Source organism: Chitinophagales bacterium, from assembly GCA_041392475.1.
In the GTDB taxonomy this organism is placed as follows: Bacteria; Bacteroidota; Bacteroidia; order Chitinophagales; family UBA2359; genus JAUHXA01.
On record JAWKLZ010000002.1, the window covers coordinates 241,747 to 263,278 of the forward strand.

Annotated in this window: 13 protein-coding genes; 5 read left to right on the forward strand and 8 right to left on the reverse strand. The window is 40.1% G+C overall.

Annotated features, from left to right (window positions below):
• Positions 1-9: 9 nt before the first annotated feature.
• The 8 genes from R3E32_14510 to R3E32_14545 all read right to left on the reverse strand — a co-directional run bounded on the left by R3E32_14510 (position 10) and on the right by R3E32_14545 (position 14,018).
• On the reverse strand, positions 10-816 hold the full coding sequence (locus R3E32_14510) for a hypothetical protein (GenBank protein ID MEZ4885943.1): 807 nt from the start codon (positions 814-816) through the stop codon (positions 10-12).
• A gap of 17 nt (positions 817-833) precedes the next feature.
• Positions 834-1,007, reverse strand: coding sequence for a beta-ketoacyl synthase N-terminal-like domain-containing protein (locus R3E32_14515; protein MEZ4885944.1), 174 nt, complete (start codon positions 1,005-1,007; stop codon positions 834-836).
• Between the two features lie 164 nt (positions 1,008-1,171).
• Positions 1,172-3,601: an SDR family NAD(P)-dependent oxidoreductase gene (locus R3E32_14520; GenBank protein ID MEZ4885945.1), complete on the reverse strand. Its 2,430-nt coding sequence runs from the start codon at positions 3,599-3,601 to the stop codon at positions 1,172-1,174.
• Between the two features lie 125 nt (positions 3,602-3,726).
• Positions 3,727-7,533 carry a beta-ketoacyl synthase N-terminal-like domain-containing protein gene (locus R3E32_14525; GenBank protein MEZ4885946.1) on the reverse strand — a complete coding sequence of 1,269 codons (3,807 nt, stop codon included), beginning with the start codon at positions 7,531-7,533 and terminating at the stop codon, positions 3,727-3,729.
• 450 nt (positions 7,534-7,983) lie between these two features.
• Positions 7,984-9,843 carry a T9SS type A sorting domain-containing protein gene (locus tag R3E32_14530; GenBank protein MEZ4885947.1) on the reverse strand — a complete coding sequence of 620 codons (1,860 nt, stop codon included), beginning with the start codon at positions 9,841-9,843 and terminating at the stop codon, positions 7,984-7,986.
• A gap of 239 nt (positions 9,844-10,082) precedes the next feature.
• The gene (locus tag R3E32_14535; GenBank protein ID MEZ4885948.1) at positions 10,083-10,376 is read right to left on the reverse strand and encodes a hypothetical protein; all 294 of its coding nucleotides are present in this window, start codon (positions 10,374-10,376) and stop codon (positions 10,083-10,085) included.
• Positions 10,369-10,542, reverse strand: coding sequence for a hypothetical protein (locus R3E32_14540; GenBank protein MEZ4885949.1), 174 nt, complete (start codon positions 10,540-10,542; stop codon positions 10,369-10,371). Before R3E32_14540 ends, R3E32_14535 begins: the two co-directional genes overlap by 8 nt.
• Positions 10,543-10,604: 62 nt before the next feature.
• Entirely contained in the window at positions 10,605-14,018 is a 3,414-nt protein-coding gene (locus tag R3E32_14545) for a T9SS type A sorting domain-containing protein (GenBank protein MEZ4885950.1), read from the reverse strand.
• Positions 14,019-14,172: 154 nt separating this feature from the next.
• On the opposite strand from R3E32_14545, the gene R3E32_14550 reads away from it, so the two are divergent.
• From R3E32_14550 to R3E32_14570, 5 genes are all read left to right on the forward strand, one after another.
• Complete coding sequence (locus R3E32_14550) at positions 14,173-16,242, forward strand: T9SS type A sorting domain-containing protein (GenBank protein MEZ4885951.1); 2,070 nt, start codon at positions 14,173-14,175, stop codon at positions 16,240-16,242.
• Positions 16,243-16,259: 17 nt separating this feature from the next.
• On the forward strand, positions 16,260-16,820 hold the full coding sequence (locus R3E32_14555) for an NADAR family protein (GenBank protein ID MEZ4885952.1): 561 nt from the start codon (positions 16,260-16,262) through the stop codon (positions 16,818-16,820).
• Between the two features lie 64 nt (positions 16,821-16,884).
• Entirely contained in the window at positions 16,885-17,619 is a 735-nt protein-coding gene (locus R3E32_14560; GenBank protein ID MEZ4885953.1) for a hypothetical protein, read from the forward strand.
• Between the two features lie 46 nt (positions 17,620-17,665).
• A complete protein-coding gene (locus R3E32_14565) occupies positions 17,666-18,220 on the forward strand; it encodes a TetR/AcrR family transcriptional regulator (protein MEZ4885954.1) in 555 nt (184 codons plus the stop codon).
• 84 nt (positions 18,221-18,304) lie between these two features.
• Positions 18,305-21,490, forward strand: a complete 3,186-nt coding sequence (locus R3E32_14570) for a CHAT domain-containing tetratricopeptide repeat protein (protein ID MEZ4885955.1) — start codon at positions 18,305-18,307, stop codon at positions 21,488-21,490.
• The last annotated feature ends 42 nt before the right edge of the window (positions 21,491-21,532 follow it).

Below are 21,532 nucleotides of genomic sequence, written 5' to 3' on the forward strand. Positions count from 1 at the left end.
GGACTGGTTTTATTTTTTACAAGTGTTCAAAATCTCCTGAAAAATAGCAATAATCATATCTGTCTCTTTTTCATAGTAATGAACCTTGTCGACATAAATAGTATCTCCTTCTAACTTCATAAACAACCATTCCATTCCCGATGTCACTACTCCAAAAATGGTTTCAATCTCCTTCTTCTTTTGTTGGTTGAAAATTCGTGCAGCCATCATTTCTGCGGCACACTGCCCCAAATGGTCTTCAACAACTCCTTTCTTGGCTTCAACAGCAATAAATACAGGTGCATGAATGACGTTTTTTGTCGCTCCTGCTGAACTCAACAAAAAATCACACCTCCCTGTTAAGCCCAAACTACCATCAACATCAAAAGTTTTTCCCGAAAAAATCACAAATTCATCCACATTGCGGTCTAAAATTTCAGTCAAGACAGGGAAAATAATGGCTTCCGACCTTGCCTTTTCGCTTATCATCGGAGTTCGTAGATTTCGCTCCAATGTCTGATAGAAGAAAGCAAGTTCCTCTTTTGGAATAGCTTCAACATGACCAAAAATATCAGCATCCGCACTGTTCAGCTTGAATTTTTCCAAGACCATTGTCAAAGTAAAATCTTTGTAACTCATAGGAGGTTCATTGAGAGAAAGGTAAATGTTGTTTTGCTCTAAGTTAGATTTGAGTTTTTTAAATAGTTGATTTTCAGACTGTCGTTTCAATGCTTTCAAAATAATCGCCAACTCAATATCCTCAAAATCAAGAAAATTGAAACGATTGCTTGCTTTTTTTGAAGTAGAAGGTATGACTGTCGATATTGCCGTTTTCATATTTGGAATCAATTGAGTTAATTACTACTAAATAAACCCATAATGGAATGTTTCTGTTTTGCTCCAAAATCCGTTTCGGTAGCTGTCGTTGTGACATCTTTTTTATTAATCAGATTATCCCATAGTTCCTCCATGTTTTTGGAGCCTGGAAAAAGACCTGATATGCCGATGATGGCTATTTTATGTTGCATTTGTTAATATTTCAATATCAAATTTCTGTGTACAAAAACTCTATTTCCTCAAAACTCACAAAATTTTCCATATCAATTCATTGCAGTCAAATATCGTTCAACTGTTGGCAAGGTTGAAAACCGTTGCCAAAGTTTCCCTCATTCCTCCGAACCCCCAATTCCTGTTACCACTTCAACCCCTTACTCACCGTCACCTCAGCCCCTTCCGACCGCATCAACACCTTCCCACTATCATCAAAAGCCGAAATATCACACTCCATCTTAAACGGCGTACTACTTTTCACCTCCAATGCCACCTTAAACGACGTATCAAAAGGCAAAGCCTCAAAAACCTCCACCAATTTTGTATTCAAGGGCAAGCTCGCTGCATCGTGAAAATGACGAACCCAAATCAACATCGCCTGATACTGAATATCCGTCAAAAACGAATTCACTGAGCGTACAGGAAACTGCCCCTGTGCTTCCTCACTCACTTTCGGCAAATAACACTCCATCACCAAACCCTGCTCATTTATCTCCAAGACACTTTCGACTCCTTGAAAATAAACATCGTGAAACAGCGTTCCGTTCTTGTAAAATTGCTTGCCATCCATTGCTGAATTGTTGGATTGCTGAATTGTTGAATTGCTAAATTGTCTCTCTCTTCCCACTTCTTGCTTCCCTTTCCTTAAAACCACATTCGCCCGATAATGAAACGTTGGTCGTCCATTTGCGCCTTCGCTCCAAACCGTACCTTCAAAACGAATCTCCTCTTTCCCTTTCTCCAATTCCTTCACATCCACCACATAATCCGTCGCTTGATTGCCATCAAAAACAATCCCTTTGAATAACCTCGTATTTTCTACTCGTGCAATCTGAAAATCAGGATAAAACTGCTCACAACTATTTGCAATCCAGCTAATCGCATTCACAATCGGTAAAACAGGATTCCCTCCAATCAGATGGTGCTGCAAAAACGGATTCGCCTCCACCGTCAATTTTCGGTGAATGCGATACGCTTGCAGGTGTTCGCCAATGTGACTTTGCGCCAAAGGCAAAACACTGCCCACGACTACTTGCGCTTCCGATTTGTTGGCTTTCGTCAATTCATAAGCCATCAACCATGCGCCTGCCTCCGAAGGAATCAACTGAACGCCATGTGCTTCAAACATTTTCTTCAAACCAGGGCTGACCATTCCACCATCCCATGCGCCCCAATCAATCGAAACAACGTGGCAATTTGGGTGATTCTTTTGGAACAAGTGTGCCGATTTATTGAGGATTTCGTTGGCAATTGCGTAGTCCGTTTGTCCATTGTTGCCGTAGAAACCTGCAACGGAAGAAAACAAAACCAAATGCTCCAAAGTCATCGGATTCACACATTGCAGCAAAGCCAAAAGCCCTTCCGTTTTCACCGAATAGACCGCTTCAAAATCCGCTTCTGTTTTGTTTTGAATCAACTTATCCGCCAAGCGACCTGCCCCGTGAATCACGCCCGTCACTTTGCCTATTTGCTGCTCGGCTTGTGCCACTGCCTTTTTCAATTCGCCAACATTCAACACATTGACTGCCAAGTAAACCGCTTGTCCGCCCATTGAAGTAATCGCCGCCAAAGTCTCTTTGATTTCTCTATTTGAAGCCAAATTATTGAAGACTTTGCCCACTTTTGCAGGAGTCGGTTTTTCACCTTTCTCCTTCAAATCTTGCATGATTAAACGCTTCAATTCCATGTCATTTGTCACTCCTTTGAAGATTGCAGCTTCTTCCTCTTCAATCGGTGAACGCCCCAACAAAATGAATTTGCATTGGTGCAATTCTGCCAATTTTTTCACGCAAGTAGCTGTCACGCCTTTTGCGCCACCGCTGACCAAAAAGACCGAATCTTTGGTGATTTCTGTATCTAATTTTTCGTTGGCGGGAATGTCGGTTGTTTGTGTAGTAAGGGTAAATCGCCCATTGGAGTTGTGACAAACTTCTACGATTGTGGCATCGGGGTCGTGCATTTCGCTCATCACCAGTTTTGCAGCTTCTTCGGCTTCAAAATTGGGCGACAAGTCGACGGCTCTGCAAAAAACAGATGACCATTCGATGTTCAAGGATTTGGTCATGCCAAACAATCCGCCTCCAACAATGGATGTTTTGCCATCATTTTGTGTGCCGAATGCGCCATCTAATTGGGTAACAGTAAGAAAACTTGCTCTGTGGTAGGTTTTGCCGAGTGTTTGGAGGCTATCGGCGATGTGTTTGGCAGCGAAAAAGACCGTTTTCACGATGGCTTTTTCTGTTGCAAAATGTTGGGCGAAATTGCCGCTACTGAACCGCAAATGTGGATGTAAATGGATAAATGCCCCGATTTCGCCTTGTGTTTTGACGATGTTTTGGAGGGTCGATTGAATGTTGACATCACTCGCTTCAGCCAATGTAAATCGCTCAATGCCAGTAGGTAAATTTGCTTTTGCAGCCAAAACCGAAGTTGGCAAACTCAAAACTGCCACTTTTCTACCTTCCTTCAATAAAGCCGCTACCACTTTGGCCGTCAGCTCTGTTCCTTCTTCCATAACGACTGTCGTATGCGTGGCAGGGGAGGTGGTTTCTAAATAATCGGCTTGCGGCAAATAACCCAATTGAACCGTTGCACGACTGACTCCTTCATTGGCATTTTGGGGTAAGCTAATGGCATTGAAGGAGTTTGTCTGTACTTCTGGAATTATAGTTGGGGCAACTGCAGTCTCATTATGATTTATACCGTCAGTTTTTTTTTTAATGCAAGCACTTGACCACCTGCTTTTGCTGCAATGTAATCAACGACTTCTTGAAGCGTTCTCAACTCCGCTAATTCATTTGGTTCGATACCTTCAATGTTTGGATGTGCCTCTTGAACTGCGCCAAAAATTTCTACTCGTTTGATGCTGTCAATTCCCAAATCTGCTTCCATGTCCATTTCTAACTCCAACATTTCGCTTGGGTAGCCTGTCTTTTCGGCTACTATCTCCAAAATTGTGTTGATGTATTGAGGTGTTGGAGTGTTAATGTTTGCTTGTATGGGTGTTGGTGTTGAAGTGCTTACTGCGTTCAGTGCGGTATTCTTTTCTGTAACCGATTCCTGTTCAAAGCTGCCACCGTTCAACTGTTGACGAGATTGGAAACCGTTGTCAAAGTTTTCACTAACCGAAACCTTGTCAACAGTCGCAGGCTTTGACAACGGTTGAAGTGGTTGATTTTGACCATTTCCATTCTGCGAAACCGTTACCTTACTTCTCACTTCTCGCTTCTCACTTACTTCTTCCAAAAGAGCCACTTGACGATTCATCAAGTCCATAAATGCTTGTGAAGTCTTGGTTTGTTCTTGCAGGTATTGCTGAACGAATTGAGTGTTTTGGCTTTGTTGCGTTTGGAATTGCGCCATTGCCTTTTGGAGGTTTTCGAGTATCTCCTTTTGAAATGATGTCATATCTTCTTCTGCTGATTGATGTGTTTCTGTTGAATTGTTGTGGGGATAATGTCCATTGCCGTTTCCATTGAAGTGCATGGCTGCTGGAACTTCTACTTCTTTGATGATTTCTTTTTCGACGATTACCTCGACAGGCACTTCTTTGATTACTTCTACCTCCTTGATGACTTCGATTTCTCGAACGCCGCCATTTTGAAGTTTGAAGCCATCGGTCTGCAATCTTACCTGATTTTTGCGTGTCGCTGGGCTGATGTAATTACAACCGCTCAATTTCACCCCAAATTTATGAGGTGCAACTTGTTTTTCTTTTGGAAGTTGGTATTGGTCGAAGTTTTGCAGATTGAAACCGAGAACGGTTAGTTCTACAACTGCTTGACGCAATTGAAGGTCGCTGTCTTTTTTGTCGTTGGAGTTTACAGCAATAGCGTGGTAATCTTTGCCTTTCAATATGTTTTTAACCAAGTTGGTCAATACTCCTTTTGGTCCAAATTCTACAAAAATGCGTCCACCTGCTGCGTACATATTCTCAATTTGCTGCTTGAAATCCACGGGCTTGAGGATGTGTTGCTGCAATATTGTTTTGGCGATGTTGGTGTGTTGTGGATAAGGGTTTGCAGTGGTGTTGGAGTAAACGGGAATTTTTGCGGTTTGGAAATTTACTCCTTCAATCGCTTTTGCAAAAGGCTGTTGGGCATGACCTACATAAGGTGTATGGAATGCTGCGGAAACGGGTAATAAAATGACTCGGAAGCCTTCTTGCTTCAATATCGTTTGGGCGTTTTTGATGTCATTTGTGCCTCCCCCCAGAACCACTTGGTCTGAAGAGTTGATGTTCGCAACACTCACACCTTGAAGACTTTCGACTCTTTTAGCAATCGTTTCCACATCTCCTTTGACTGCTAACATTGTGCCTGTATCTTGTTGTGGATTTTGGGCTGCCATTGCTTCACCTCTTGCTTTGGCTAATTTGTAGTAATCGGTGTCGGACAATACGCCTCCTGCCCACAATGCGGTCAATTCGCCAAAGCTATGCCCTGCGGTCATATCAACTTTGAAGCCCGCTTTTTGGAGCAGTTTGTAGAAGCCTACGCTTAGTGTACCGATGGCGGGTTGCACGTTTTCGGTGAGGGTCAGTTGATGTTGTTGTTCTTTGGCTTTTGCATCGTCAAAAACAGGAATTGGATAGACTTTTTTGGAAATAGGGTCTTGTCCGTTTTGAAGGAAAAGCTGGTCTATGTCTGCAAAGGCTTGGCGAATTTCGGGAAAATTGCAGGCAGCTTCAATGCCCATGTTCACGTATTGCGAACCTTGTCCTGAAAAGAGGGCAACTACTTTGGCATTGGAGTCCATGCTTTTATTGGCGTAGTAAATGCCTTTTGGATGGTGCCATTCTGTTGCATCTATTTTGTGCTGCAATTGTTGGATAGCAACTTCTAATAAGTGACTTGCATCTTCAATGGAAGTGGCTACGAAGCCCAAACGAGGGGCATTTGCAGGGATGTTTGTTTTTGAAGCGGTGACTAAATCATTGAAGTAATTAACCGTTTCAACTGAATTGGATTTGTTTGCCGTGAGTTTTTGTAGAGCATCTTTACATTTCTGCAAGAGTGTGGAAGGGTTTGCAGCGTGTAAAATGATTGCTTGGTTATTGGAGTGCAAGCGGTAAGCAGATTGGTGTTCTGCATTGTATTCTTCAAGTGCAAAATGCACATTTACCCCTCCAAAACCAAAGGCACTGACTCCTGCACGACGTGGATAATCGGCTCGAATCCAAGGGCGTGTTTCGGTGTTGATGTAAATAGGGGTTTCTTCAATGCCAAATTTGGAGTTGGGTTTGGTGACATTTATTGTGGCGGGCAAAATTTTGTGGTGAAGGGCGAGGGCTGCTTTAATCATCCCTGCGGCTCCTGCTGCCGCTTTGGTGTGTCCGACTTGTGATTTGACACTTCCGAGCCCGATATGTTGGTCTTTGAATGTACCTTTTGGGAAAAGCATTTTCATGCTCTTAAATTCGGTGGGGTCGCCTGCGCCTGTTCCTGTTCCGTGGGCTTCAACCAAACCAAGTGTGGCGGGGCTGTAACCTGCTTCTTCGTAGGCTCGCTGCATGGCAAGGGCTTGACCAGAAGAACGGGGTGCGTAAACACTTTTGAAGCGTCCGTCGCTCGAACCTCCTATGCCTTTGATGACGGCATAAATGCGGTCGCCATCTCTTTCGGCATCTTCTAAGCGTTTGAGTACCAACATTCCAATTCCTTCGCCTATCAACATACCGTCTGCATTGTCGTCGAAAGGGCGAATTTCTCCGTTTTTGGAGAAGGCGGGAGTTTTGGAAAAGGACATATACATGAAAATGGAGTTGTCGGTGTCGACTCCTCCTGTGAGCATCATGTCGGCTCGTCCTTCAATCAATTCGCTGACTGCCATTTTGATAGCGCTCAATGAGGCGGCACATGCAGCATCTACTACGCTGTTGATTCCGCCCAAATCGAAACGGTTGGTGATGCGCCCTGCAATGACATTGCCCAGCATACCTGGGAAGGAATTTTCGTTCCAACCGATGTAGGCTGATTTGATTTTTTCAATTATTTTTTCGGTTTCGCCTTCTGATACGCCTGCATTTCGGAGGACTTTGGACCAGATGGGGTATTGTAGTCTTGCGGTGAGGGGAATAATCAATTTTTGTCCGCCTCCTACGCCCAATATTACGCCTGTTCGGTCTTTGACTTCACGGCTCATTTTGGGTGATTTTTGGCTGTAGCCTGCGTCGTTGAGTGCGTCTCTTGCGATGATAAGTGACACTAATTGAGAGGCATCGGTGACTTCAAGAATGTTTGGGGGGAGTCCAAATTCGATGGGATTGAAGTCTATTTCGGGCATGAATCCACCTACTTTGCAGTAGGTTTTGTCGGGTGCCATGGGGTCGGCATCGTAGTAGTCGTCAATGAGCCAACGGGTTTCGGGAACTTCGGTTATACAATTTTCTTTATTTATAATATTGCTCCAAAATTCTTCTAAATTACGAGATTGTGCAAATGTGGATGCCAAGCCGACGATGGCAACTGGGGTTTTGCGAAGCTGATTGTTGATTCCTGACATGAAGTATATTGTGTTAATTGCTATTTATTTTTAAGCGCAAATATTTGAAAATGTGTTTTTTAGTACATTTTCTAAATAAAAGGTGTTTTCTTTTTGTTTGCTGCTTCTATTATTACTGACAAGGTTTTTGGGGTTTTGTGACAGCAAAGGTAAAAGTTTTTTGAATTTATTTTATGAACGGTCGTTTAGGATATTTTTTGAACAGGAACTGCTAGATGTAAAGGAATTGCTTGTGGGGACTTTTTGAACGGAGAGATAGGGAGGTGGAGAGTTTTTTAAGGAGGAAGTAATTTTGCTTGGGAGAAGGCTTGTGATTCTTTGTTGTGTTTGAACAGGAACTGATAGATAGAAAGGCACGTTGGAATAACGACAATCGGCTTCTAATGTCGCCAAGTTTTTGCAAACGTTGGCGAATTATCGCTGAGGGATGGTTTTGAACAGAGCCTGTTTTCACTCCACCCAAAACCGTTCCACCAAAACCTCCTCCTCCATCACCATCTGCAATACATACAATCCACTTCCTACATTCCCCAAATCTAAGATTTCCAAGCGATTGCTTTGTACCGTTCCTTTCCAAATCGACTGCCCTGCCATATTGTAAACTTGAATCGGATAAGATTTGGGGGAAGGTTTGAAGGTTTTGATTTGGAGGGAAAATTGTCCTTGATTGGGGTTTGGGTACAATTGAAGGAAAGAATTAGAGAGGATTTCGGTTTCTTCTTCAATTGAAGTGGTTAGGCAATTGATGAAGCCATCTATGTGACCTAAATCCTCTATTTCTAAATAGTAATAACTGTGATTTGGGAGGGTGTCTAATTCTGTAAAAGCGTAGTATTGGTTTTGGGAGTCGATGTAGAAAACCCTATCTAAAGAACTGATGTTCATTCTTTCTAAGAAATGAACAACCCCACCAAACTCTCCCAAACATTCTATTTCGAGGTACTGATGTATGAAACTGGGTTCATAACATTTATACCCATAATTCCAATCAAAACTTTGTTCAAAAAGAACATTTTTTTCATTAGAATCAATTACCTCTAAAACAACATCGCTACAACAACCTTGGTAAAAAGAAAAACTATGGGTATTCTCCAATACTTCATTATGCGTTCCGATGATTGAGTAAGGAGGTGTTCCGTATATTATTGTGAACTCAAAGAATGATTCATTTTCTGCGGGGTTGTATTTAGTCTTCCAATCTAATGCTAAATCTTTCTCCTCGAAGCCCTTTAATTCAATGTTTCCATTTGTTTTTTCTCCTAAATCATTTTCAAGTTCATAAATAATAAAATCTTTTTCACAACCATTTTCATTCATTTTGTATTCCATATCTCCATTTGAAGACCATTCCAAAAGTTCTCCACATTCAGGAGTCTTTATAATATTAGAAACTCGAAGTTCTTGTCCAAAATCGTTTTCTAATACATTGAAGAAAAATAAGTTTCCCTCCAATACTTCAAAAGAATCAGGAATAGCTGCCAAGCAGTTTAACAAAGTATCAAAAACCAGTCCATCGGATTGTGGAATAAAAAGATAAGCCAAATTGGGAATTGTATCTATCTGTTTAAAGGAGTTTTCAGTTCCTTCAATATCTATCCAATAAGCTTCTTCAACAAGGCTTTCTAAAATTTCGACCCTTACTTTACCATTTCCGATACATAGAATTTTAGGTTTATGATACCATGAATCTTCACACAACCACCAAACACAAGGTTGTTCACCTCCTCTATAATAAAATTCTTGCTCCAAACTGTCAGTTACAAATACCTCATAAGGTTTCCCAATATCTATAAACTTAAAATTAAGAACACCATAATCAAAAAGCGTTGTATCTATATCATTAACAGTCACTTCAAAAGGTAGAGTTCCTCCATGGACACCAATATTAAGAATGTACTCACCTGTTTCATACGTACCAGAACAATCTCTTTCGACTTGCACTATCAATTCTGGAAGTATTGTAATGGTAATCGTCACCATGGCGTAAGCTTTTACTCCCGATAAATCAATTACTTCATAAACAAAAGAATCAAATTCACACTCCGTATCAGCGTCTGCTACATAAACTATATTCCCATCTTCTTGCCAATCAACAATTACCCCACAAGCAGGAGAAACAACGATATTCGTTAGCCGTAAACTATCCCCTTTATCATTCGCCAAAACATCAATAAAGACAGGCTCACCAGGAGAAGTTTCCCCAAAATCATCCACCGCCTCTATATCCTCCAACACCCCACATTCGTTCCCTGCAATTCCCCATTGCAGCCCAAAAATCAAGATTCCGAAAGTCAGTAGTAGTTTGTGCATAGTAAATCGGTTTTGAAGTAGTAAATATTTTTTTGAACAAGAACTGCCAGATAGAAAGTGAAGTACTTGAACTCTTGCCAGTAAAGTTCTTTTTCATCTAACAGTTCTTGTTCACACACCCTACTAAACGGAATCCCCCCAAAAAGGTAAATCGGTACAAATGAAAAACGCTCAACAATACTGGATTTTACTCCACTATCATTGAGCGTTTCTTAATCTTAAAATATGGATAAATAAAATTATGCTGCCCTACCATCTCCCAGAAGTACCACATCCAATTGATGCGTAGTCTCTTGCAATTTTTCCAAGTCCAAATCTTCATTTGTATCCAAAGCCTCTATCAAACCTTCAATTTGCCGTTGTTGGTGTTGCAATTTTATCTTCAAAGCCAAGCGAATGACCCTTGACATATCTTTTTTAAGAGCAGATTTTGAGGTGTTTGATAATATAGAAGGTTGTATGCCTTCTTTGAGTTCTGAAATGGTTGTATCAATGGTATTCAATATTTTATTTATGTCTATTGGGTTATTCATTTTCCAAAAGTTTAGAAAGTTCTATTAATCCGTCTAAACGGCTGTCTATAAATGCTTGAACGCCCTCTTTCCCTAATTGTTCTTCAAAATGTTCAGGATATAAGTGCAATAAGGTAAGTTGCTTTTCAAGCAAATCAATCCGTTGTCTAATTTCCTTTTCGGTCATTGAGTTCATTCATTGTCTAACATTGGCACAAATTTACGAAAAACCTATGGAATCTAAATCCCTCACTCCACCCAAAACCGTTCCACCAAAACCTCATCCTCCATCACCATCTGCAATACATACAATCCACTTCCTACATTCCCCAAATCTAAGGTTTCCAAGCGATTGTTTTGTACCGTTCCTTTCCAAATCAATTGTCCTTTTGTGTTGTAAACTTGAATTGGGTAATATTGAAGGGAAGGTTTGGGTGTTTGGATTTGGAGGGAAAATTGTCCTTTATTCGGGTTGGGGTACAATTGAAGGAAAGAATTAGAGAGGATTTCGGTTTCTTCTTCAATTGAAGTAGTAAGGCAATTGACGAAGCCGTCTATGTGACCTAAGTGTTTTAGTTCTAAGTAGTAGTAGCTGTTATTTGGAATGGTATCTTGGTTTCTTAGTTCGTGGTATTGGTTTTGGGAGTTGATGTAGAAAACCCTATCTAAAGAACTGATGTTCATTCTTTCTAAGAAATGAACAACCCCACCAAACTCCCCCAAACATTCTATTTCGAGGTACTGATGAATAAATCTGGGTTGGTAACAATCATCATATCCAAAACATTCAAAGGAGGAATTCCATCCTAAAAAAGTTGTTTGCCCATTGCTATCCGTGACTTCTATTTTAAAGTTTTCACCACAAAAAATGATTAGTCCAAAGACATTGTCTTCCATCACATCATTGTAGTTCCCCATTATGGTGTAAGGAGGAGTGCCTTCTTCAATGGTAATTTCTATCTGACAAACGGAATCATCACACTCCAATAGTTCCCATTCCAAATACATACTTCCGTTTAAGTCTTCTCCAAATTCAACCTTTGCAGTTGTCTTTTCGCCCAAATCATTTACTACCTCATATACCAATGAATCTTTGAAACACTCTTTATTTTCATTTGCTCTGTATAGCATTTCACCATTGGCAGACCACTCCAACAATTCCCCACATTGAGGCATTTCTACAATATCTGAAACCTGTATTTCCTGCCCAAAGTCATTTTCAAAAACATTGAAGAATGCAATCTCTCCCATCGAAATATCAACAAAATCATCGTTGGCAGAGAGACAATTTATCAAGGTGTCAAAGCCTATTCCATCCAAAAGAGGAATGGACAAAAAGGAGAAATCAGGAATCGTATCTGCCTGCTTCAAAGGATGTTCGACTCCTTCAAAATCTACCCAATGAGCATCTTCAACAAGGCTCTCTAAAATTTCCACCCTTACATCCCCTCCCCCAAGGCAAGTAATGCTAGGTTTGTAATCCCCTCCTTCTTCACAAAACCAATTCAAATAGACACAAGGATTCACAGTAAACATTTCATAGAACTCCTGCCCTGTGCTGTCTCGTACAGATAATTCGTAAGATTGAGCAGTGCCAGTTTCTAAAAACTCATAACTAATCATACCTGACTCATACAGTGTGTCTTCTTGCCCATTTATATCAATCAGAAAGGGAGGCATCTCGCCATAAACAAAAATATCCCATGAGTAATTTCCTGTTTCATAAGCCCCAGAACAGTCTCGTTCTGCCTCTACTATCAGCAAGGGAAAATGCTCAATAAAAATCGTCGCCACCGCCGTATCTTTTTCGCCCCAATTGTCCTCTACTTCATACACAAATTTATCAACCGTACATTCCGTATCAACATCTGCCAAATAAACTACCTCTCCATATTCCGACCATTCCAAAATTTCGCCACATTGAGGCAACTCTATAATTTGAGTAATTCTAAGCCCATCTCCTTGGTCATTCGCTAAGACATTGATAATTGCATCTTCACCAGGAAATGTTGAGCCAAAGTCATCCACTGCTTCAATATCAGATGTTCGGCAGTTGATGAAGCCGTCAATGTGACCAGACTGCTTGGTTTCCACATAAAAATAAGAATGATTGGGGAAAGCAATGTTTCCAATTTCGGCAAAATCAAGTGGGTGGTAAGTTCCGTCAGATTCTATCCAAAATGATTTTCGAGTCGAAAAACCCTCTGCATTGTTTACGATTGAACCTTCAATATTCGCCGTTTCATCCCCATTGCATTCAATGGTATAAGTTCCCCAATAACTTTTGTCAGCAAGCTCGTAACACTCTCCAATACATTGCCCCCAATAAGTAGGTTCAAACTTAGCAGAATTACTATCAGCATCTATTACCTCAACAAACGCATTCACATTTTGTGGTATAAACATTGAAAAGTAATTCTCAACAATATCATCATTAAAAAGCCCAAAAACGGAGTAAGGAGGCGCTCCATTTTCGATGGTAACAGACAACAAACCCAAAACCTCTGTATGACACTCTACCTCCCAATTCAAAATTAAAGTAGGCTCTTGTTCTACTTCAATCCATACCGTTGCGGTATCTTTTTGCCCAAATTCATTGGTGAGAACATAGTTCAAACTGTCTTCCTCACAGTTCACATTTTCCTCCGAACTGTAGTAAATATAGTTTTCCAAATCCCAAGCTTGAAATTCTCCACAAACAGGAAGTGTCAAAATCTCACTAACTTCAATATTTTTTCCAAAATCATTCTCCATGATATTCAATAACCTACTCCTTCCAAGACCCACCACTAAATAATCATCACTTGCACCAAAGCAATTCACCAAAGTATCAGATTGACCTCCACACATTTGAAAAAACTGCAAATAAGACCTATCCAAAACAATATCCCCATCCTTCAATGCTTGCCTATGTCCATCTGGAGCAGTCCAATAGGCTTCTTCTATTACTTCATCCGCCTCAAATTGAACAGTAGTCGTTCCGTCCCCATTACATTGAAGTTCATAAGGTTTCCAATTAGGATAGCAATATGGCAGATGACTACACCAAAACTCACTTGTGTAGTAAAATACATTGCCTTCACTATCCGATATAAACACTTCGTATTTTTCCCATTCTGAAATACATACAGGCTCAAAAAGGCTTTCTCCCTCTAACAAAACCTTGCTTACTGAATAATTTTCAGTAAGATAGGTTATTTCAAATGGAGGGTAAATACCTGTCAATATATTCACCTCCAAATATTTACAATTATAGCAGTCAAACAATGTAGTACAATCCAAATAAATCTGTCCATACAAAGGAGTATCTTCCAAAAAATTGATAAACACCTGTGCCGAATCTTTTTTGCCGTCACTATCTTCAATGACATATTCAAGGCTATCCTTTGAATTTAAAGGTGTTGAAGGATTCAATACATACTCAATCCATCCATTTTCTTCCCGATTTAAAATGATACCTTTTGGGTAATCGCTTATTTCAACCAACTTGATGTTATCCCCTTTGTCATTATCCAAAACATTGATTTTCAATATTATTCCCCTGTAGGTTTCCCCAAAATCATCCACCGCCTCTATATCCTCCAACACCCCACATTCATTCCCTGCAATTCCCCATTGCAGCCCAAAAATCAAGACTCCGAAAGTCAGTAGTAGTTTGTGCATAGTAGCTTGTTTTTTGATTAGAGTTCGTTCATGCCTGTCTATTCTAAAAACGGAAAAGAGGAAAAAGGTAAATCATACATCTTATTCCTTTGGCTCAAATGGAACTATTTACTCCAAACAATCATTCTTATAACAGAATCAAAATTCAATATTTATGCTCAAAATTTACTTTTCCCTTAGCTTATTTTTATGTGTTTTTTGTAGTGTTTTCGCCCAAAACTGTTTGCCTGATGGAGCAGTATTCACCAACCAATCCCAAATTGACTCGTTTGTCATCAATTATCCTAATTGTAGGGTAATAGAAGGTTCGCTGGTTATTAGAGATGGGTTGGATATCAACAACCTATCCGCTTTTAGTTCCATCGAAAAAGTCAATAAGTCTGTATATATCAGCAAATGCCCAGACTTGAAAAACTTACAAGGTCTCAACAATTTACAAGAAGTCGGAGCACGTTTTGTTGCCACACAAAACGATTCTCTGCAAAATTTCGATGGACTTGAAAACCTGCAATTTATTGGCAATTCGCTGGTTATTACCTACAATTATTCCCTTATCCATATCAAATCCCTGAAAAAAATCACTTCAATAAAGAGCTTGGAGATAAAGAGCAACAGTCAATTGGAGAGTTTGGAAGGTTTAGAAGGACTTCAATCCATTGAAGGAGATATTTTCATTGAGTTCAATACCGCTTTGACGAGTCTTTCTACAGGTTTTCAAACACTTACCGAATATCCTTACAATCTTATCTTCGTTAACAATCCACTTACGAACTTGGCAGGGTTGGAAAATTTGACCCATATTGGAGGTGATTTCATTATTAGCGAAACGCATATTAGTGATTTATCCGATTTACAAGAACTCACAAGTGTAGGCGGTACTTTGAACATTACCGACAATGAGTATTTGGAAAACTTCAATGGCTTGGCAGGGCTTCAAACGATTGGTGAAGACCTATCTATTTGGGACAATCCATTGATTACCGATTTAAGTGGTTTCGAAAACGTGTCTCTTGGTGAAAATTTGACATTGGCGAGAATGGATGCCTTCCAAAACTTTCATGTTTTAGAAAATTGGACAGCCATAAATGGGCGATTGGCGATTTCAAATTGTCCTCAAGTCACTTCTTTGGAGGGATTGCACAACCTAAACACGCTTAATGGTTTGTATTTATGGACAAATGAAACTTTGACAGATTTGACTGCCCTTCAAAACATTACGACAATGGAAGGGCTCCTAGTCCTCAACCGCAATTCCGCCTTGAGCAGTTTGCAGGGCTTACACAATGTCAGTTCAATTGGTCGGTATGTGCAAATCAGAAGGAACGACAATTTACGAGATTTAAAGGGTTTGGCTTCCTTGGTCAGTGTGGGCGAACATTTAGAGATAGCTTTTAACGACCATGTTGATTTCAATAATTTTGAAGGCTTAGAAAATCTTCAATTTGTAGAAGGAGATTTTGGAATCACCAACAACAAATACCAAACAAGCCTGAAAGGTCTGGACAATATTACTTCTGTTGGTGGGCGGTTGAGTTTTGGGAGTTGTGAGGCTTTGGAGAACATGGATTCGGGCTTCAATAAATTGACGCATATTGGTAGAGGATTGAGTATTTACAACAGCGGTTTTCTCAACTTGGAAGGCTTCAAAAATCTTCAAAATGTAAAGGATTTTGTACGAATCCTACAAAACGAATCTATCATCAATCTTCAAGGTTTTGAAAACCTGACAGCTATAGATGGTTATCTTTCAATTGAAGCGAATGACAACCTCAGCAGTCTGCAAGGTTTGGATAATTTAGACCCAACCTTATTGGACAGTTTGTTCATTGTGGATTCTTTTTCGCTTTCGGAGTGCAATGTAGAAAGTGTGTGTGCTTATCTACAAATACCTGAAAATGTAAGTGTAATTGTTGAAAATGTGGCAGGCTGCAATTCGGTGGAAGAAGTGAAAATGGCTTGTGGTATTGTGTCCATTCCTTCAAATTCGGCTGCTGCAAAGTGGCAAATTTTTCCGAATCCGAGCATGGGGCGTTTTTCTATTTCGGGGGATTTTTCTCCTACGGCTGTTATTGAAGTGAGGAATCATTTGGGGCAACTGCTGCTGCTTCAAAACCTTCAAAATGATAGCTTTATTGACCTGACCCGTTTTCCAAATGGGCTTTATTGGGTGAAATTGAAGGAGGAAAATAGAATGGTGGAGGTTCGGAAGGTGGTGAAGTATTGATCAAAACCTATAAAACAATGAAATACAACTTAGACTGGGCAAAACAAGCCTACGAATCGGGTACAATAGAGAGTTATATCTTTTTTTGGGGACATACGCCCAAAACAAAAAATGGGCGAATCCATAAGACCTGTTTCAGTCAGTGGTGGGAAGGAGTGTTTGAAGTGGACGGAATTTTGTACAAATCTGCCGAACATTGGATGATGGCAAAGAAAGCAAAAACCTTTAGCGATACAGAAATGTACCAAAAAATCATTGAAGCGAAAACACCTGCCGAAGCGAAACGATTGGGGCGGAAAGTACGGAATTTTGACCACGCTATTTGGGATAAGGTCTGCTATGAGATTGTAAAGGAAGGAAACTTGCACAAGTTTGGGAAGAGTACCAAATTGAAGGACTATCTTTTGGGTACAGGCAATTCGGTATTGGTAGAGGCAAGTCCTTTAGATACGATTTGGGGGATTGGATTGACGCAGGATGCACCGAACATTGAGAATCCAAATACTTGGTTGGGGAGCAATTTATTGGGTTTTGTACTGATGGAAGTAAGAGATGAATTGAAGAAAGCAACGATTTGAAAGCAACGATTTAAATTGTATAGCCGTATTTTACAGTATTACTAATCCGTTAAACCTCTTTGCTATGTTTACTTCAAAATATTTTTCGGTGTTCTTTCTATTGATAATCGTGTTTTCAATGGTTTCTTGTGACAAAGAAGGCGATGACGATATGCCTAAACCTCAACCAATTGAAAGCAATAAAATCAACTTTGAGAGTTTGGAAGTTGGTCAAAAAAGCATTTACATTCGTTTGATGGGTGAAAATTACTATGACGACAGCAATAATAATTTTGAATATTTGGCAGACACCTTGATTGTGGAGGTTACTGAAAAAACAGATACAGGCTTTGTCTTCCAAGACTACCTGACACCAGCTTCAAGATCGCTTACCGAACCCAATTGGGAAAAACGGTATTGGGATGCAAACAAAGTCAATACCTACCACATTGCAGTGAAAGACAACCAAATCAGTGCGACTTCTTTGTCAGAAGAACAATATGGAAGTTCTCACATCGGCTATTTGAATGATGAAAACGCAGCACTCTCTTTTACACCCATTACCGAAAATCCAATGACCATTGAAGGTTGGAAAGTAATTGGCCCACACAATGAAAGTTATTCGGAAGGTTATGCAGAGAATTATTCACTGTTTGGAATATTTTATGATCGCTTAAACATTGTCATCAACAATGTGCCGATGCAAGTAGATGGCCCTGGAACAACTACGGTTTACAACAAAAATTCAGGAATTGTTAGAATCAGCACTTACAGTGCATGGACAGGTGAAGCGTGGGGTTGGGATTTGCTATCTGAATAGTGTTTCTTAACTTGGCAGTTTAATTGGTACTCCCAAATGCTTGTCTATGCCTATCACCAGAAAAGAACAAAGCAATGCTACTCGAAAAAGAATCATGCAAACGGCACTGAGGCTGTTTGCTGTGAATGGTTATGAACGCACGACAACTCGTAAAATTGCAGAAGATGCTAAAATGAGTGTGAGCTTGTTGTACAACTACTTCGACTCCAAAGACGAACTGCTAAAGGCGATTTTTTTAGAGGGATTTGGGGTCATCAAGGCGATGTTTAAGAAGGACAGGTACAGAGATTTGACCTTAGAGGTATTTCTTCAAAACACGTTTCGACTGATTCGCAGACATCCCGATTTTTGGCGGTTGTTTTACAGTTTGCGAATGTCGGCAGTTGTTCAAGAACTATTGGAGGAAGAAGTTGATGAAATGGTGGTGTTTGTGCATTACCATTTTCAGAGTTTATTGAAAACCACAAAAGTAGAGGCAACTTCTACCGAAGCCCATATTTTGTTTGCTACGGTGGACGGTTTGATCAATCACTATATTTTTCAGGGCGAACAGTATCCGATTGTTAAAGTAATTCGGCGGTTGGTGGAAAAGTATGGGTAGCATCAGTAAAAACTTCAAAACCTCAATATGGCAATATTCTTGCAGTGTTCTGACAAGAATTGCTTATTTTTAGTAAAAAATGCCATGAACCTACGAATACACCTACAAGATGCCCGAAGACTTTTTGAGGAAGGCAAAGACCTGTTTCATTCGGGTCAATACAATACAGCTTTAGAAAAATGGAAAAAAGCATCCAAGAATTTTGAGGAGGGCAAACAATGGGAATCTCTATTGGAAACTCACATAGAAATGGTCCACTGCTACTACGAATTGTTTCAACATGAAAAAGCGATTCAGCTTTTGGCTCAAAGTCTTGAAATTACAAATACGCACCTTTCTACAAGTCCTATATGGAAAGTACGATGCTACATAGAACTGGGTAAAAACTGCTTGAATGCACGGCAGTTTGAAGAAGGCAAACAACATGTTTTGAAGGCAATAGACCTACTTCAAAACAAAGAAGCACAATTTCCACTCGAAATCGCTGCATCCCACCATTCTTTAGCCTTCTATTACGGTCAGATAGGAGATTTCCAACTTCAAAAAAAGCATTACGAAACCGCACTCGAAATCAAACTTCGAGCGGGCTTCTCAGAGCTAAAAAGTACGGCTGAAACCTATGAATCTCTTGCTTTTTGTAGTCATCACTTGGGTTTGATAGATGACATGTTGGAATACCTAAAAAAAAGTTTGGCTATCTACATCAAAAAATTGGGTGACAAACACCCCAAAGTTGCTCACAATTATTTCAAAATCAGCTTTTATTATACACACAAAGGAGATATAGACCAAGCCCTCAATTACATTCACAAATCACTGAACCTACTTCTACAAGCTGAACAAAAACACCTTCATCCAATCGCCAATTGCTACAATGCCCTAGGGTTTTTGTTGGGCCGAAAGGGGGATTACCTCCAACAACTACACTATTTTAAACAAGAACGGGAAGTATGGGAACAACTGTTTGAGGGCAAAGAGTTAGAAGCCCAATTAATCAACAACAATAGCAATGTTGGTTACAGTCATACACAATTGGGTAATTATGAAGAAGCATTGAAGTCCCTGCATTTAGCCCTAAAATATGCCAAAGAAACTCTCGGAGAAATCCATCCAGAAGTTGCTCGTATTCAAGACAATATCGGAGTAGTGTTGCTCAAATGTGGTCGTAAAACTGAGGCCTATGCTCATTTTGAAACTGCGCTTCAAATGGCATTGAAATTTCATGGTAAAAAGCACCTCAAAATCAACTCAATGTACCAGCATTTGGGTGATTATTACCAGCATATTCACAACTTTCCCAAACAAATTGAAGCCTACCAAAAAGCCATCATTGCACTCGTGACTGACTTCAATGAAGAAAATTATGATTTCAATCCTATCATTCCTGAACACCAATCCCACACCACCGAACTTTTGGAAACCCTACACAAAAAAGCAAATGCACTGGTCAATTGGTACCAAACAACTCAATCCATAAAAGACCTACAAACGGCGGCAGCTACTTACCAAACGACCATTGATTTTGTGCAACAAATGCGTCAAAGTCATCAAATTGAAGGCTCGAAATTGTGGCTTTCTAAGGCGGCTTTGGGCATATTTGAAGACACCTTCAAGGCTGTTTACCAACTCATTGAAGTAACCAAAATGCCAAGCAAAAAAGCAAAACAAAAAGGTGCTTTTTTCCTTCTTAGCGAACAAACCAAAGCCGCACTTTTGCTCTCCAATGTCAAGGAAAATGAAGCAAAAGCAAATGCTGCCATTCCCTCAAAACTTTTGGAACAGGAACAAAAACTGAAACGAGAGCTGACCTACCTTGAGAAAAGTATTGCCCAACAAAAAGCAAAAGGCACAGAAACAATCCATCCACTTTTACTCCGATTTCAGAGCGAATATTTCGACGCACAGCAAGCCTATCAGCAACTTATCCGCACTTTTGAAAAAGATTACCCCGCTTATCACCAATTGAAGTACAATATCGAAATGGCGAAAGTGGAAAAAATACAGACCTATTTACAACAGAAGAACAGCAATGAAATCCAATGCCAAACAGCCCTCCTGTCCTATTTTGTAGGTAAAAAAGAAGTGTATATTTTCGCTTTTACCGATATGCTTTTTGAAGTGAAAAAAGTTCTCAAACTTCCTCACTTCAATGAACTCATAGAATCGCTTCAAGAATCCATTCAGTTGATTGATTTATATGATTTTAGTAAGATAGCAAGGCGATTATATGGCCTATTGATTCAGCCCATTGAAGCCTTGATTTCAGAAACCAAAAAACTGATTATTCTCCGACATGATGTTTTAGAATACCTACCTTTTGAAGTCCTTTTGACAAATGACATTTCTTCTACTTCAAATCCAAGTTACGCCGACCTTCCTTACCTCCTCCAACGCTTTGAAATTTGCTACCATTATTCCGCTACTTTGCTTTTGAATGGCGTTCCCAAAAGTTATGTAACAAAAAACTTACCCAATACTTTTTTGGGTCTTGCACCTGTGACCTTCAATGGAAAAGAACCTGTAGAATTGGAGATGGAAAGCAAACGTGGTAAAAGCAAGATTTTGAGAAACAATCAGGCGATGGAGCAAGCATTGCAGCAGTTGCCGAATACCGAAACAGAGGTGAAGGAAGTTTACCAACTTTTTCAAGCCAAAAAAATGGATGCCAAAGCTTTTTTATACGGTTCTGCTTCAAAGAAAAACTTGATGTCTGAGGCTTCAAAACACAAGTTTTTATTGATTTCAACGCATGGTTTCGTAGAAGATGAAGAGGCGGGATTGTCGGGGATTTGTTTGGCAGAGGTAAAACAAGAACCTGATATTCGGAAGAATGGCAAGGAACAAGAATGGAATACAGAAAAGAAAAATACTTCAAGGCAATCGTACAGAAACACAAATAATGAAACACACAAACACGCAAATACAAGTCAAAAAGACTATTTCCTCTATGCTTCCGATGCCTATCACCTTCAATTGAATGCCGATTTGGTAGTATTGAGCAGTTGCAGCAGTGGTATTGGTAAATTGCAGAAAGGTGAAGGGATGATGGCCATAAATCGAGGGTTTTTGTATGCAGGAGCGAGCAATATTGTGTTCACCCAATTCGACATTCCCGACCGAAGTAGCAGCCTCTTGGTCAAAAAACTGTTTCACTACATTTTGGAAGGGAACTCCTACCCTACCGCTCTTCAACGGGCTAAGTTAGAGATGATTCAATCGAAGGGAAGCAGTCCGCAAGATTGGGCGGGGTTTGTACTGATTGGGGCATGAAGGTATAGGCAAAGAGGTTTTATATACATCCGAAACGTTCAC